The sequence below is a fragment of the Schaedlerella sp. genome (genome assembly GCF_056796775.1).
On record NZ_JBQIKP010000033.1, the window covers coordinates 24,634 to 40,009 of the forward strand.

Genomic DNA, 15,376 nt, shown 5'->3' on the forward strand with positions numbered 1-15,376 from the left:
GAGCGCGCGGCACTGTGGTTACTGCTCACACGGTGTCGTGCGCTTGCTGCGCGGCATCCGGCCAATTCAGTGATGGGGCGGACATCCAGTCCCACGCCGGCAGGCGACTTTTCAATGGGCTGTATGCGTTACAGTTTGCGGCCGGTCAGGCCGTGAACCGTAACCACTGTGTGATCTCAAAAGATGTAAATGATAAGGTGGGTTGTATGAAAAAATGTAAGAGGAGTATAATAAGTGGGGTACTTGCAGTCGCGCTGTGCATGGGACCAGTGACAAATGTACATGCGACTACGATTGAAGAAGCACAGGAAAAGGCGGATCAGCTTGATGAAGAGAAGGAAGCTGCGGAGGCAGAGAAGAATGCGCTGACGGAACAGTTGAATCAGATCATCGGGGAGATGAACGTGGCGCAGGAAAAGCTGGCGCAAAAGCAGGAAGAGATCAGGCAGGCCGAGGATGATCTTGTGAAGGCGAAGGTAGATGAAAATACACAATACCAAAGCATGAAAAAACGTATTCGTTTCATGTATGAGGTGGGAAATACCCAGTTCATTGAGGTCTTGCTGAACAGCCAGAATATGGGGGAATTTCTGAATAATGTGGAGTATGTCAACCAGCTTTCCGAATACGACAGGGATAAGCTGGTGGATTTCCAGAATATATGCAGAGAAGTCGAAGAAAAGGAAAAGGCCCTGCAGGAAGAATACGTGGTCCTGAGAAATCTTCAGGATGCCCTGATCGCAAAGCAGGCAGAAGTTGAGCAGTTACTGGAAGATAAGAATCTGCAGATTGCGGACCTGGAAGGACAGATCGGTGAAAACGCGGCCCTTCTGGAGGAATTGATCCGGCAGGCGGAGGAAGAGAAGAGGAAGCAAGAGGAACAGGCAGCGGCGGCCGCGGCTGCAGCGGCCGCGGCGAAGGCAGCAGAAGAAGCGGCGGCAGCGGCGGCTGCGGCGGGTTTGGGCGGAGGAAGCACCTACATTCCGAGCACTGATGTTGTGATAAGCGGAAACGGGCAGCTTACGAATCCATGTCCCAGCGGATCCGTTTCCAGTACCTTCGGATACCGGACATTCGACAACTCCTTCCACAACGGACTGGATCTTGCGGCGTCAAGCGGGGCGCCTACATATGCGGCTGATTCGGGAACCGTGCTGATTGCGGGATGGAGCGACAGCGCAGGAAACTGGGTCGTCATAGATCACGGCAATGGAATGGTGACAAAGTATATGCATCATTCCGCGCTGGCAGTGACTGCCGGGCAGTCGGTGAGCAAGGGACAGCAGGTCGGATATGTGGGTTCTACCGGGTATTCCAGCGGTCCGCACCTCCATTTTCAGGTGGAGATGAACGGATCCCCTGTAAACCCGCAGATATATTTGTAAAATTATTCCAGATGTGCGGGCGGAAAGAATTGAAAATGATTTCAAACGGCGGACAGGACTGTGTTCTGCTGCTTTGATCACAGCAAAAAGACATGGAGCGGAGAATGAACGAAAAGTATAGATTTTTAAAAGGGGCGCTGTGCGGCGCCCTTGCTATGTTATGTATTATGACGGCCGTAAGCGGGATTAAAAAGACGGTGGTCAGCGCTGTGCCCCAGCTCTCGGTGATGAAGGAGGAGAGCGGGGACGGGAAGTTTTCGGAGGAAAAGCTGAAACGGATCCGGGCAGTGATCGACAGTGTCTATCTCCGGGAGGACGAGATTGATGAAGCGGCCCTTACGGAGGGCATGTATGAAGGATATGTGCGCGCCCTGGGAGATCCGTATTCCGTCTATTTTACGGAAGAGGAGGCTAAGGAACTGGTACAGGGAATCTCCGGGGAATACTCGGGGGTCGGAGCAGTGCTTTCCCAGAGCTATGAGACAAAAGCAGTGACGATTACCAATGTGTTCCGGGATTCTCCGGCGGAAAAGGCCGGCGTCAAGTCCGGTGATATTCTCTATCAGGTGGATGAGCATGAGATCACGGATGAAGACCTGAATCAGGTGGTCGCCTGGATCAAAGGGGAGGAGGGAACCGAAGTGACCCTCCATGTGATCCGGGATTCCGAAGAACTGGAACTGATCGCGGTACGCGGTATTGTGGAAGCGCAGACCGTGGAGTATGAGATGAAAGATTCCCAGGTAGGATATATCCGGGTGACAGAATTTGACAAGGTTACTCTTGAGCAGTTCCGTGAGGCGCTGGATGAATTGGACAGTCAGGGAATGCAGGGACTGGTGATTGATCTGCGGAGCAATCCCGGAGGGGATCTGGATACGGTTCTGGATATGCTGAGGCTGATCCTTCCGAAGGGGACCATCGTGTCCACGGAGGATAGAGAGGGCGAGGCCGAGGAGTATATCTGTGACGGCAAGCAGGAATTTCAACGTCCGCTGGCTGTCCTGGTGAACGGATACAGTGCCAGCGCGTCTGAGATCTTCTCGGGTGCGGTACAGGATTATAAAAAAGGGAAGATCGTAGGGACGACCACTTACGGAAAAGGGGTGGTCCAGGAGGTCATCAGTCTTTTGGACGGATCCTATATCAAGCTCACTACGTCCGAGTATTTTCTGCCTTCCGGGAGAAGCATCAACGAAGTGGGGATCGTCCCGGATGTGGAAGTAGAATATGAGCGGGACGAGGAGAATGAGGATGCGGATAACCAGCTCGACAAGGCTCTGGAAGTGGTCCGAAAGGAGCTGGAATGAGATATTTTCAGATGTGCGGCTTCATTAGCGGGCATAAGAGTGTGACAGCACGGCTTTTTCGAATGAATGAGCTAGTTGGAAATTTCGAAAAAAAGACCTTGCAAAGGAGAAAAGATTGTGCTATCATTGAAAAATAATTTTAGCGCAATGAAGTGCGAAATTAGCAAAGGCAGAGAACAAGACTCTGATCATCAGAACCTGACAGGAAAGCGGCGTCACCGACTGAGAGCGCCAGACAGGGAAGACGGTCAGGAGCTGCCGCGGATGAGATTGATTCCGGCGGCTCCGTAAGGGAACACTTGGGAGCTGACCGGCTGAAGGAAGAGTAGGCCGGTACGCGGGGCAGGCGTTATATGCATTGTTGAGAGGGATAGTTCTGAGCTGCAAGGGGGCAGGCAGGACTGTTCAATGCGGGTGGTACCGCGGATTTTATATCGAAATAAATTCCGTCCCGGGATGCGCAGATGGCATCCCGGGACTTTTTGCGTGATCCGTAGCAGGAATGAAAGGAGAGAAAGAGCATGGAATTTGTAACCGGAGTCAAAGAAAAAGAAACATTGGAATTGCGTGAATTGCTGGCAGAAGATATGGCAGGGAAAACTGTAAAGGTGAACGGCGCCATCCATACGATCCGTGACATGGGCAATGTGGCTTTTATCATCCTCAGAAAACGGGAGGGACTTGTACAGTGTGTATCAGATGAAGAAATTACAAACTTTTTCTTGAAAGATTTGAAAGAAGCGGCTACAGTAGAGGTAACAGGAACATTGATCAGTTCAGAGAAAGCGCCCCATGGAATCGAGATCCGGATTTCGGCCGTGGAGGTCTTAAGCGAACCGGCGGAGCCGATGCCGCTGGCAATCGGGAAATGGAAGCTGTCTACCTCATTGGAGGCAAAACTGAACTACCGCCCCATTGCCCTGAGAAACCTCAGGGAGCGTGCCAAGTTCAAGCTCCAGGAGGGAATTGTAAGAGGATTCCGAGATTTCCTCTACGGAGAAGGATTTACGGAGATCCACACGCCGAAGATCGGGGCAAAGAGCGCGGAAGGCGGGGCCAATGTGTTTAAGCTGGATTATTTCCACAGGCCGGCGATCCTTCAGCAGAGCCCTCAGTTCTACAAGCAGATGATGGTGGGGGTCTATGACCGGGTATTCGAGACAGCGCCGGTATTCCGTGCGGAAAAGCACAACACGAAACGGCATTTGAATGAATATACCAGCCTGGACTTTGAGATGGGCTACATCGACGGGTTCGAAGAGATCATGGCCATGGAAACCGGATTCCTGCAGTATACCATGAAGCTTTTGAAGCAGGAGTATGCGGGGGAATTAAAGCTTCTGGACGTGGAACTGCCGGGGATGGACCGGATTCCGGCTGTGAGGTTTGACGAGATCAAGCGTCTGGTGTCCGAAAAATATGACCGGAGGATAAAGAATCCGTTCGATCTGGAGCCGGAAGAGGAAAGCCTGATCAGCCGCTACGCAAAAGAAGAGTGGGATGCGGATTTTGTGTTCGTGACACATTATCCGTCAAAAAAGCGTCCGTTCTATGCAATGGATGATCCGGAGAATCCCACCTTTACACTGAGCTTTGATCTGTTGTTCCGGGGAATGGAGATCACCACCGGAGGCCAGAGGATCCATGATTACAGCAGGCTGCTGGAAAAGATGGAAGCCAGGGGGATGACCGGGGAAGGCATGGAGCAGTATCTGAGCGCCTTCAAGCACGGGATGCCTCCCCATGGCGGACTGGGAATCGGTATGGAGCGTCTGACCATGAAACTGATGGATGAGGACAATGTGCGGGAGACGACATTGTTCCCGAGAGACTTGAGCAGACTGGAACCGTAAAGGATTCGGCGGCATATCCGGATGCAGCCCCTGAGGAGGCTTCTGCTCGGAAAGCGAAGGTGAGGAAGAATGGCAAAGAAAAATGAATGCTATTTGTGCGGGGGTAAGCTGTGCGACGGATACTGTCCTGACTGCGGACTGGATAATACAAAGATCCGAAAGAAGCATTATCATCTGAATGAAAGCTATGCGGTAGAGAGCATGAACGGGGATGAAAGCCAGGCCACGGATCCATGTGATCATAAAGCCGGTCAGGACACTTGGGATAAGAGCAGTTTCGATACGGAGAAAAAGGACAATAAGAAAGACATTTCGCGGCAGGGAAAGGGAAGCCCTGGGCAAAAATACAGCTATCAGTTTGCGAATAAAAAGTTCAGGAATACAGGCGGGAATAAGGCGCAGAGGAAACTGACATCCGGAAGAGCCAAGGTGGGAGTGACGCTGTTCCTGCTGGCGCTTTTTGTGATCAAGGTGGGCAAAAATTATTTCGATGAAAATGGCCGGCATTTTGGAGGCCTGGGAGAACCGGAATATGTGGGACCCTATGAATACGTGGAGCGAGAGCTGTCCGAGACGGGGGAGCACTATGAGACAGAGCTTGGCCAGGGGGAATACCTGGTAGGAGTCCATCTGCCGGAGGGAAGTTTTACCGCAGAGCTTCTGGACGGCAGAGGCGGGCTGAGCCTGGAGGATATGGAAAACGGAATCTATATCTGGCAGGCTTTCGGAACCCAGGCAGAGTATGACGAGCTGCAGGTTTTGGAGGATGTCCGCCTTTATAAGGGGGCACATGTTACGATTAAGGACGCCATGCTCCTGAGAATGACTACGGAAAACGGACAGACAGAAGATATGGAGTTTGTGGAGAACCCGATGACGGAATCCGTTTCCCTTGAAAAGGATGAAACCCTGGAAGCAGGAGAAGGCATTGTCCCGGGAGTGTATGATCTTCATGCGGTAACTTCTGAGGAAGCCGACTGGGGGACCCTTCGGTGCAGAATATCGGACGATGCCTATGAGGACGGGTATTATGAAGTGTCGTACTGGCTGAGCGGGGAAGAAATGGACGATACTTACCGGAATCTGTATCTGAAGGAAGACATGGAGATCACGGCGGAGGACATTTCGTTCGAGCTGACGCCCAGCGAGGTGATCGGGACCGGAGACTACGAAGAATATTATCAATACTATTAATGCAATTAGATATATCACAAAGAAGAGGTGTATATATGGCGAATCAAATATCTGACGAAACGATGGAGTATGTGGGGATTCTGGCGAAGCTGGAATTGTCCGGGGAGGAAAAAGAGGCCGCAAAGGCGGATATGGAAAAGATGCTGGACTATATCGATACATTGAATGAGCTGGATACTTCGGCGGTGGAGCCCATGTCCCATGTATTTCCGGTCTGCAATGTGTTCCGGGAGGATGTGGTCACCAACGGCGATAATAAGGAGCAGACGCTGGCGAACGCGCCTCTCAGGAAAGAGGACAGCTTCGAAGTGCCGAAGACAATCGGATGATTCGGAAGGCAGTCTGCAAAGGCTGGTTTGTACTAAAACATAAAGGGCGGTGAAGGCAATGGATTTATTACACCTGACAGCGATAGAGCTGGGCAGAAAGATTAAAACCCGGGAAGTGTCCGTGACGGAGGCCGTGAAAGCGGTTTTGGAGCAGGCAAAGGAAATGGAACCGGAGATCAACAGCTATGTAACACTAGATGAGGCGGGAGCGCTGATGCAGGCAGAGGCGGTACAGAAGCGGATCGACAGCGGAGAATTGACCGGGCCTCTGGCGGGCGTTCCGGCGGCTGTCAAAGACAACATGTGTATCGAAGGGAAGCTGACTACATGCAGTTCAAAAATCCTTTCCAATTTTCATCCTGCATTTACGGCGGAGGCAGTCAAGAATCTGCAGAAAGCCGGGGCGGTGATCGTCGGAAAGACCAATATGGATGAATTTGCCATGGGGAGCACGACGGAGACTTCCTACTATGGGCCGACGAAAAATCCTCATAATCTGATGCATGTGCCGGGGGGCTCCTCAGGAGGCTCCTGTGCGGCGGTGGCGGCTCAGGAATGCTGGTACGCGCTGGGGTCTGACACAGGCGGTTCCATCCGGCAGCCCAGTTCCTTTTGCGGAGTGGTAGGATTGAAACCAACCTACGGCACGGTTTCACGTTACGGGCTGATCGCATACGGCTCCTCCCTGGATCAGATCGGGCCGGTGGCAAGGGATGTATCGGACTGCGCGGCCGTCCTGGAGGCTATTGCGTCTCATGACGAGAAGGACAGCACCTCCATACAGCGGAAGGATTATGATTTTACCTCCGCGCTGGCGCGCGACGTGAAGGGAATGAAGATCGGGATTCCCAGGGATTATATGCGGGAAGGGCTGAATCCGGAGGTGGCTGATGCTGTCTGGAAAGCGGCTAGGGTATTGGAGGAACAGGGGGCCGTGATTGAGGAATTTGATCTGAGCCTGGTAAAATACGCGATCCCGGCATATTATGTGATTGCGTCCGCAGAGGCCAGCTCAAACCTGGAGCGCTTTGACGGTGTCAAATATGGCTACCGCGCGGCGGACTATGAGGGACTTCACAATATGTATAAAAAGACCCGTTCCGAAGGTTTTGGAGCGGAGGTGAAACGCCGGATCATGCTGGGCTCCTTTGTACTCAGCTCCGGATATTATGATGCATATTATCTGAAAGCGCTGCGCGTCAAGGCGCTGATCAAACAGGCATTTGACAGGGCGTTTGAAAGCTATGATCTGATCCTGGGACCGGCGGCGCCCACTACGGCGCCGGAGCTGGGAAAGAGCCTGCAGGATCCTCTGAAAATGTACTTGGGGGATATCTATACGATTTCTGTAAATCTGGCGGGATTGCCGGGGATGAGCGTCCCGATTGGAAGGGACCGTAAAGGGCTTCCTGTAGGCATGCAGCTGATCGGGAACAGCTTTCAGGAGAAAACGCTGATCCGGGCGGCATATACCTACGAATGCGCGACAGAGAAGCAATTCGAGGTGTCGGCGGATGTGAGGGCAGGAGCAGGAATGGCTGCCGGCCGGGCCGGAGATTGCGGCAGAGCCTGCAGGCAGACCGGAGACCCCGGGGACTCGGCATTTCAGGAAAAATCAGAGATGCCGGATGTACAGGCAAAATCAGGAAGGGAGGCGTAAGCGGGATGGCAAAACAGTATGAGACAGTGATCGGGCTTGAGGTCCATGTGGAGCTGGCTACCAGGACAAAGATTTTCTGCGGATGCAGTACGGCTTTCGGGGCCGCGCCCAATACCCATACCTGCCCGGTATGCACCGGTATGCCGGGTTCCCTTCCGGTTCTCAATAGACAGGTGGTAGAATATGCCATGGCGATCGGGCTTGCCACAAACTGCAGGATCACCCGGGTATGTAAGTTTGACCGGAAAAACTATTTTTACCCGGATAATCCCCAGAACTACCAGATCTCCCAGCTCTATCTCCCCATTGCCAGAGACGGCTATGTGGAGATTGAAGCGGGAGATACGAAAAAGAAGGTGCGGATCCATGAGATGCACATGGAGGAGGATGCGGGGAAGCTGATCCACGACGAATGGGATGATACCTCTCTGGTGGATTATAACCGGAGCGGTGTGCCCCTGGTAGAGATCGTGTCGGAGCCGGATATGCGTTCTGCGGAAGAGGTCATCGCATACCTGGAGAAGCTCCGCCAGATTATCCAGTATCTGGGGGCGTCAGACTGCAAGCTCCAGGAGGGTTCCATGCGCGCGGATGTGAACCTGTCCGTGCGGGAAGCGGGAAGTTCTCAGTTCGGAACCCGGACGGAGATGAAGAATCTGAACTCCTTCAAGGCAATCTCCCATGCGATCGAAGGAGAGCGGGAGCGGCAGATCGAGCTTCTGGAGGAAGGAAAGGCTGTGATCCAGGAGACCCGCCGCTGGGATGACAATAAGGAAAGCTCCTATGCCATGCGCTCCAAGGAGGATGCCCAGGATTACAGGTACTTTCCAGAGCCGGATCTGGTGCCCATTGTGATCAGCGATGAATGGATCGAAGCGGTGAAAAGCCGCCAGCCGGAGCTGCGCGCGGAGAAGCTGGAACGGTATAAAAAAGAATTCGACATTCCCCGGTATGATGCGGAGATCATTACGGAATCCAAGAGCATGGCGGATCTGTTTGAAGCAGCCACCTCAATCTGCAAAAAGCCGAAAAAGGTCTCTAACTGGCTGATGGTGGAAACCATGCGGCTGATGAAGGAACATGGGATGGAGCCGGAGGATCTGAAATTTTCTCCGGAAAACCTGGCGAAGCTGATCAATCTGGCTGATGCGGGGGTGGTCAATAGCTCCGTGGCGAAAGAGGTATTCGAGAAGGTCTTTTCGGAGGATGTGGATCCGGAGCAGTACGTGGAGGAGCATGGGCTGAAAACGGTCCATGACGAAGGCGCTCTGAAAGCGGTGCTGGAACAGGTGATCGCGGACAATCCGCAGGCGGTCTCGGATTACAGAGGCGGAAAGGAAAAGGCTCTGGGCGCTCTGGTCGGACAGACAATGAAGGCGATGAAAGGAAAGGCCAATCCCGGTATGGTGAATCAGATGCTTCGGGAAATGCTGGGATAAAACAAGGCTATTTTGATAATGAAATAAGGACTTTACACTCAAAATCCCCTTTGATATAATGAGGATATCTCGTACACGATTTCTATTCTTAAAAGGGAGGTGTTACTATGGGTATGACGAATAAGCAATTTCAGGGATTTATCAGGCTTGCGTTAGCTCAGATCGAAAGGGCTTTAAGTGCTACGCCGGATAATAAAGAATTGCAGGAATTAAAGGCGATTTTCCAGCTTATGCTGGAGGACGGAGACTGAACGTTCAGCTTTATATAGTTTTTATATTTACTTTATGAATTTATTAGCACTCACTTCAAAAGAGTGCTAATTTTATGTTGACTTTTTAAAATTCCTGTATTAGAATATCATCTAGGTCAAGAAAAAGGACACAGGTTCACAAGGTATATGTCGAATCATAAAGATCATAGAAAAGGAGTGTTTTACATGGGAACAAAAAAAGGCAATTTATCCATTGACAGTGAGAATATATTTCCAATAATCAAGAAGTGGGTGTATTCTGACCATGATATTTTTATGAGAGAGCTGATCTCCAATGGATGTGACGCCATCACGAAACTGAAAAAGCTGGATATGATGGGCGAATATGAGATGCCGGAGGATTACAAGGCGAAGATCCAGGTGATCGTCAACCCGGAAGAGAAGACATTAAAGTTCATTGACAACGGTCTTGGAATGACCGCGGATGAAGTAGAAGAGTATATTACGCAGATCGCGTTCTCCGGAGCGACCCAGTTCCTGGAGAAGTATAAGGATAAGACGACGGAAGATGAGATGATCGGACACTTCGGACTGGGATTCTATTCCGCGTTCATGGTTGCCGATGAGGTACACATTGATTCCCTGTCCTACCGTAAGGATGCCGTACCGGTACACTGGGTCAGCAACGGCGGCACAGAGTATGAGATGCAGGACGGCAGCAAGCAGGAGGTGGGGACGGAGATCACCCTGTTCTTGAATGATGACAGCCTGGAATTTGCCAATGAATACCGCGCAAGAGAAGTGCTGGAAAAGTACTGTTCCTTCATGCCGGTGGAGATCTTCCTGTCCAAGGCGAATGCGGAGACGGAGTATGAGACTATCGACGAGGCGGACGTGCTGGAGACAGACGAAGTGGTAGAGCATATCACGGAGGAGCCGAAGGAAGGCGAAGAGGGCGAGCCGAAGAAGAAGGCGAAGATCGTGAAGCGTCCGGTTTCCCTCAGTGATACCCATCCGCTGTGGGGCAAGAACCCAAGCGACTGTACGAAGGAAGAATATATTGAATTTTACCGCAAGGTATTTTTGGATTATAAGGAGCCGTTGTTCTGGATCCACCTGAATATGGACTATCCGTTTAATTTGAAGGGAATCCTGTATTTCCCGAAGATCAATACGGAATACGATTCCATCGAAGGAACCATCAAGCTGTACAACAACCAGGTATTTATCGCAGACAATATCAAGGAAGTGATCCCGGAATTTCTGATGGTATTAAAGGGCGTTATCGACTGTCCGGACCTGCCGCTGAACGTATCCAGAAGCGCGCTGCAGAACGACGGCTTTGTGAATAAGGTTGCGGACTATATTTCTAAGAAGGTTGCGGACAAGCTGAACGGCATGTTCAAGACCGACAAGGAAAACTACGAGAAGTACTGGGATGATATCAGCCCCTTCATCAAGTTCGGCTGCTTAAAGGATGAGAAGTTCGGAGACAAGATCAAGGGCTCGATCCTCTATAAGAACCTGGAGCATAAGTACCTGACTCTGGAAGAATATATTGAGAATGCGAAGAAGGCTGCCGGGGAAGAGGACAATGTAGAGGTTGTGGAGAATCCGGAGACCGTAGAAGCAGAGACAACGGCAGACGAGGAAGCGAAGGCAGAGGCCGGTTCTGACGATGCCGCAGACAGCAAAGCAGAAGCCTCTTCCAACGAGACAGAGGACAGCAAAGCGGAATCCGTAGAAGCAGAGGTCGTGGAAGATTCCGATGGAGAAGAGAAGAAAAAAGAGCCTCTCAATGTCTACTATGTGACGGACGAACAGCAGCAGAGCCAGTATATCAAGATGTTCAAGGAACAGGGACAGGATGCGGTGATCCTGACGCACAACATTGATTCCGCGTTTATCACCTATCTGGAGCAGCGCAATGAGGACGTAAGGTTCCAGAGGATCGATGCGGAGGTGCATGATTCCCTGAAGGATGAAGTGGACGAGGGCGACAAGGAAGAATTCCAGAAGCTTTCCGATGAACTGGTAGAGCTGTTCCGCAAGGAGCTGAACAATGAAAAGCTGGAAGTGAAGGTAGAGAAGCTTAAGGACGAAAGCATTGCTTCCATGGCAGTCCTTTCCGAGCAGTCCAGGCGTATGGAAGAAATGATGCGCATGTACAGCATGGGCGGCGGCATGGATATGGGACTCGGCGGACAGGCGACGCTGGTACTGAACGCAAACCATCCGCTGGTGAAGTTTGTGACAGAGAACAAGGAGGATACACATACCTCCATGATCTGCAAGCAGCTTTACGACCTGGCGATGATCGCCCATAAGCCGCTGAACCCGGAAGAAATGACAGCGTTTGTGCAGAGAAGCAACGAGATTATGATGCTGCTGACAAAATAAACATTTATGATACAGAAAAAATCTGTTTCAATGGATATAGAAAAAAGGCAGCTTGGAGGATGATTTATTTCATTCTGAATGGCTAAATAAGAAAAAACAGACTATCTGAAAAGATTAGTCTGTTTTTTTGTGGGATTTAGAAAAAGATATCCGCCTTCTTGTCGCTCTGACAGACTTTGTTCAGCTTCCCGGTCAGCAGCTTCATTTTTGTTGAGCTGACATAACGGGCCTTCTGCTTACAGCTTCGGAGGCATTTCTGGCAGCTGATACATTTCTTTTTGTTTGTCTTTTTCGGATCCTTGGTGTCTATGGCCCCTGCCGGGCAGCTCTTGGCGCAGGCGCCGCACTCCGTACACATGGTAACATCAACCTTTGGAGTCAGTGATGCCGCGCCGGCCTTCCGATAGGGGGTATTGCCCGGAACTGAGATATTGAATGGCTCAAAAGAAGATTCGGTGTGGATTCGGCGGCTCAGCTGCTTGCCGAAATCTGCGATCTCTTTCAGATCCTGCTTGTTGGGACGGCCGAGACCAATGGAGCGGACAATGGAGTGCTCGGTGGGAAACGCGGCTGCGCCGATCACCTTGAAGCCCCGGCTTTCTACTTCATTTTTCAGTTCCAGCAGCGCATCCTCGTATTCCCGGCAGCCGTAGGTGGCGATCAGAGCCGCCGGCGTTCCTTGCCCGGACAGAGTCTCGAAATATTCCAGGAAGACGGCGGGCACACGGCCCGCATAGACCGGGATCCCGAAGAGCACAAGATCATTGCTCTTAAATTTCAGGGAAGGTTTCTTTTCCTTATGTACCGTCAGGTCGTAGGAGACGGACTTGAGGTCGATATTTGCCGCTGCCTCCATAATGACCTTCCGGGTGGTTCCTGTGGGGCTGAAATAAACCAGCTTTAATTCGTTCATCTTCATAAGTAAAAACTCCTTTATCCATTTTGCATTTAAATTAATTATAACACGGAACGATTGAATTTGCATTGGAATCCTGAGAGATTTCCTTAAAAACTCCTGAAAGTTGTTACAGGTCACACCTTGACCAGGCGTGCCCTGTAACTCAGGCCGTCATTTAAAATTGCCTACGGCAATGGACGGCCTGAATCCCAGCTTTTATGTGCATCCTCCTGACCAATCAGCGTAGTGATTGGTCAGTGTGTGACATGTAACTGAAAGTTACAGTTCACGGCCTAACCGGCCGCAAACTGTAACGCATCCAGCCCATTAAAAAGTCGCCTGACAGCGAGGGGCTGGATGCCTGAAGCCGCAGCTTTATTGGCCGGATGCCTTGCAGCGGTGTGTAAGGCACCGTGAACAGTAACTCCTGAAATTCAATTTGAATAAATTTACTGTGTATATCTTTAAAAATGAATGGAAGTGATGTATAATACTAAAAAGTTTATGTGGATTCGGGAAGGGATATGTTTGATGGGCGATATATACAGGCAATATTTAGCGGCGTTTGAATTTTCGGAGGAGGAAGCGGAGGAAAACCTTCCTTTTTGGAAACATGTGTGTGATCTACTCAATGTTTCAGAGGAGGATGTGCGTTATTCATTGGAACAATGGATTCCGCAATACTGGGACATCTCTCTTCAGGGTGTCAGAAAGTGTATCGGGGCCTATATCCGAGAGCTGATCCAGTTTTCCAGGCTGGCGGAGTTCAAGGAAGGGGGGGATCGGATCATATACTGCAACCTGCCTGTGCATCCAGCAGCAGTTTATGCAAATAAGGTGGCAGGCGGAGATCGAATCCATATCTCACAGCCCGACTTTCTTCTGATCTCTGTGATCCGGGTATTATTTGGAAAGACAGAATTGATGCAGGGAAAGGATTTTTCCTGTCTGAATAAGAACGGGCAGCATTGCGGAAAAAACCGGATGAGGATCAATGCCCAGTGTGAGGGGATCATTGCGGCACCGACCGTTGAATGGAATTGGGGGATGCTCTGCAATGAAGGTCCCAAAACAGACGAGTATATGAAGTGTCTGAACATGGAGTCGGAAGGACATTCCGTAGTCACTATCATGCCTCATGATGTGAAAATGGGAGTCCGGGAAGCGCTGGATGACAAAAGGGTCGCATATCTGTCTGAGCGGATAGCATTTGCACAAAAAGAGATTTCGGGTTATACTGGTATTGTTGTGAATCAGCAGCATATTCTAAAAGCAGAGGAGCTCTATCAGGAATATGTATCAAAGCTGGAGGAAATGACCCGGCTGATCTACGAGGCTGATCCGCAGCCGGTTTCCTGCAATGAGTTTACGCTGTTCAGCTCCATACAGCATACGCCGTTTGATACGGGGTGGACGTATTTTCTGGAAGCCATTGATGTATTCCTTGAAGAGCTGCGGGAGCGGATCAGGAGAAAGCAAGGACGGCTTCCGGCAGGAGCGCCGAAGTTTGCATGCTTTTTTACGCCGTATTGCATCCCGTGGGTGGGACAGGTTTTTGAAAGTCAGGGGATCAATATTGCATATGACATGTACTTTGCAACCTCATCGATCCAGAAGCAGTGGGAAGATGATTCGGATATTTACAGGATCATGGCAAAGCAGTGGCTGTCCCATCCGTCATCGGTCAATTCCGGAGATGAGGCGAACATGGTGATCCGCATTTTGAATGAAAAACCGGTGGACGGCGTATTGTACGGCTTTTTCTCTTTTGACTGCTGGATAGAGGGTATGCATAAGACTACGATTCAGATCATCGAGGAGAGTACGGAAATTCCGCACTATTATCTGGAAGGAAATTTCTGGAATGACGCAACATTTACAAAGGAGGACAGACTGTCTCGAATTCAGAATATCTCCTACCATACAAGAATTCGTCAGATGGTAAGGGCAGACTATGGGAAGAAATAAGGTTCTGTATGACAAACAGCAGATTATAGATATTGCAGTCATGATTGTGGAAGAGGAGGGGATCGAAGTGCTGTCCGCACGCCGGATCGCTTCCGAGCTTGGGGTTTCCTCCATGACCATGTATAATTATGTGAGCAATATTGATGAAGTGAAGCGTGAACTGATGATCCGGGGATACAATGAACTGTTTCACAATATTATACAGAAGCTGGCTCTGAAAGAGAAAAAGGACAGAAGCGGTGTGGCCGCATTTATTAAGATTTACGCAGAGCAGTTTTACGAATACGGAGAAAAACACAGAAATTTAATGAAGTTTATGCTGGGAGAAGGGTATACGAAGTTTTATGCGGACGCAGAGCTCCGGCTGTTTGTCAATCCGCTCCAGTCTTATTATAAGTACAGTAAAGAACGGGACTACAAGCTAGCATGTAGGATCTGTGAGGATATGCTGTACAGCGAGCTGAAAAAATATATCAACGGAATCAATCCTCTGTCCAAGGAAGAGTTCTTATATCAGGTCGAGTTTTGCGTGGAGCGTGTATTCGGCTGCAGGCAGTAAAAGACGAAAAAGAGAATATTTGGTTTTGTGCAATATACACAAAAAATAAAAAGAACATGTGTGGCTGATTGACAAAAAGTGCAATACATGTTATTTTTATACTATAAAATTTACGATGTAAATAAATGAGCGCACAGAGGTGTGCTTCTATTTTACAGAATTATTTACG

12 protein-coding genes are annotated in these 15,376 nt (G+C 50.2%); 11 read left to right on the top strand and 1 reads right to left on the bottom strand.

Annotated features, from left to right (window positions below; translation table 11 throughout):
- Positions 1–206 precede the first annotated feature (206 nt).
- From ACTOY7_RS14565 to htpG, 9 genes are all read left to right on the top strand, one after another.
- Positions 207–1,385, top strand: a complete 1,179-nt coding sequence (locus ACTOY7_RS14565) for a murein hydrolase activator EnvC family protein (protein ID WP_482670986.1) — start codon at positions 207–209, stop codon at positions 1,383–1,385.
- 104 nt (positions 1,386–1,489) lie between these two features.
- Positions 1,490–2,695 carry a S41 family peptidase gene (locus tag ACTOY7_RS14570; RefSeq protein ID WP_160284569.1) on the top strand — a complete coding sequence of 402 codons (1,206 nt, stop codon included), beginning with the start codon at positions 1,490–1,492 and terminating at the stop codon, positions 2,693–2,695.
- Positions 2,696–3,216: 521 nt separating this feature from the next.
- Positions 3,217–4,548 carry an aspartate--tRNA(Asn) ligase gene (gene aspS, locus ACTOY7_RS14575; protein ID WP_482670985.1) on the top strand — a complete coding sequence of 444 codons (1,332 nt, stop codon included), beginning with the start codon at positions 3,217–3,219 and terminating at the stop codon, positions 4,546–4,548.
- 69 nt (positions 4,549–4,617) lie between these two features.
- A complete protein-coding gene (locus ACTOY7_RS14580; protein WP_160284571.1) occupies positions 4,618–5,742 on the top strand; it encodes a hypothetical protein in 1,125 nt (374 codons plus the stop codon).
- A gap of 35 nt (positions 5,743–5,777) precedes the next feature.
- Positions 5,778–6,071 (top strand): Asp-tRNA(Asn)/Glu-tRNA(Gln) amidotransferase subunit GatC, encoded by a 294-nt coding sequence (gatC, locus tag ACTOY7_RS14585; RefSeq protein ID WP_160284572.1) that lies wholly within the window; start codon positions 5,778–5,780, stop codon positions 6,069–6,071.
- A 58-nt stretch (positions 6,072–6,129) separates the two neighbouring features.
- A complete protein-coding gene (gene gatA / locus ACTOY7_RS14590; RefSeq protein ID WP_482670984.1) occupies positions 6,130–7,731 on the top strand; it encodes an Asp-tRNA(Asn)/Glu-tRNA(Gln) amidotransferase subunit GatA in 1,602 nt (533 codons plus the stop codon).
- Between the two features lie 5 nt (positions 7,732–7,736).
- Positions 7,737–9,170 (top strand): Asp-tRNA(Asn)/Glu-tRNA(Gln) amidotransferase subunit GatB, encoded by a 1,434-nt coding sequence (gene gatB / locus ACTOY7_RS14595; protein WP_160284574.1) that lies wholly within the window; start codon positions 7,737–7,739, stop codon positions 9,168–9,170.
- 107 nt (positions 9,171–9,277) lie between these two features.
- The gene (locus ACTOY7_RS14600) at positions 9,278–9,421 is read left to right on the top strand and encodes a hypothetical protein (protein WP_160284575.1); all 144 of its coding nucleotides are present in this window, start codon (positions 9,278–9,280) and stop codon (positions 9,419–9,421) included.
- A gap of 186 nt (positions 9,422–9,607) precedes the next feature.
- On the top strand, positions 9,608–11,782 hold the full coding sequence (gene htpG / locus ACTOY7_RS14605; RefSeq protein WP_300884174.1) for a molecular chaperone HtpG: 2,175 nt from the start codon (positions 9,608–9,610) through the stop codon (positions 11,780–11,782).
- A 136-nt stretch (positions 11,783–11,918) separates the two neighbouring features.
- Here htpG and ACTOY7_RS14610 read toward each other — a convergent pair whose 3' ends face one another.
- Positions 11,919–12,701 carry an EFR1 family ferrodoxin gene (locus tag ACTOY7_RS14610; protein ID WP_482670983.1) on the bottom strand — a complete coding sequence of 261 codons (783 nt, stop codon included), beginning with the start codon at positions 12,699–12,701 and terminating at the stop codon, positions 11,919–11,921.
- A gap of 510 nt (positions 12,702–13,211) precedes the next feature.
- On the opposite strand from ACTOY7_RS14610, the gene ACTOY7_RS14615 reads away from it, so the two are divergent.
- Both ACTOY7_RS14615 and ACTOY7_RS14620 read left to right on the top strand, forming a co-directional pair.
- Positions 13,212–14,648 carry a 2-hydroxyacyl-CoA dehydratase family protein gene (locus ACTOY7_RS14615; protein WP_482670997.1) on the top strand — a complete coding sequence of 479 codons (1,437 nt, stop codon included), beginning with the start codon at positions 13,212–13,214 and terminating at the stop codon, positions 14,646–14,648.
- Positions 14,635–15,207 carry a TetR/AcrR family transcriptional regulator gene (locus ACTOY7_RS14620; protein WP_394683495.1) on the top strand — a complete coding sequence of 191 codons (573 nt, stop codon included), beginning with the start codon at positions 14,635–14,637 and terminating at the stop codon, positions 15,205–15,207. Before ACTOY7_RS14615 ends, ACTOY7_RS14620 begins: the two co-directional genes overlap by 14 nt.
- Positions 15,208–15,376 lie beyond the last annotated feature (169 nt).

Coding starts and splice junctions, on each gene's coding strand:
- ACTOY7_RS14570 (WP_160284569.1), top strand. CDS start 1,490: ATGAACGAAAAGTATAGATTTTTAAAAGGGGCGCTGTGCGGCGCCCTT.
- ACTOY7_RS14620 (WP_394683495.1), top strand. CDS start 14,635: ATGGGAAGAAATAAGGTTCTGTATGACAAACAGCAGATTATAGATATT.
- aspS (WP_482670985.1), top strand. CDS start 3,217: ATGGAATTTGTAACCGGAGTCAAAGAAAAAGAAACATTGGAATTGCGT.
- htpG (WP_300884174.1), top strand. CDS start 9,608: ATGGGAACAAAAAAAGGCAATTTATCCATTGACAGTGAGAATATATTT.
- ACTOY7_RS14600 (WP_160284575.1), top strand. CDS start 9,278: ATGGGTATGACGAATAAGCAATTTCAGGGATTTATCAGGCTTGCGTTA.
- ACTOY7_RS14565 (WP_482670986.1), top strand. CDS start 207: ATGAAAAAATGTAAGAGGAGTATAATAAGTGGGGTACTTGCAGTCGCG.
- gatB (WP_160284574.1), top strand. CDS start 7,737: ATGGCAAAACAGTATGAGACAGTGATCGGGCTTGAGGTCCATGTGGAG.
- gatA (WP_482670984.1), top strand. CDS start 6,130: ATGGATTTATTACACCTGACAGCGATAGAGCTGGGCAGAAAGATTAAA.
- ACTOY7_RS14615 (WP_482670997.1), top strand. CDS start 13,212: ATGGGCGATATATACAGGCAATATTTAGCGGCGTTTGAATTTTCGGAG.
- ACTOY7_RS14580 (WP_160284571.1), top strand. CDS start 4,618: ATGGCAAAGAAAAATGAATGCTATTTGTGCGGGGGTAAGCTGTGCGAC.
- ACTOY7_RS14610 (WP_482670983.1), bottom strand. CDS start 12,701: ATGAAGATGAACGAATTAAAGCTGGTTTATTTCAGCCCCACAGGAACC.
- gatC (WP_160284572.1), top strand. CDS start 5,778: ATGGCGAATCAAATATCTGACGAAACGATGGAGTATGTGGGGATTCTG.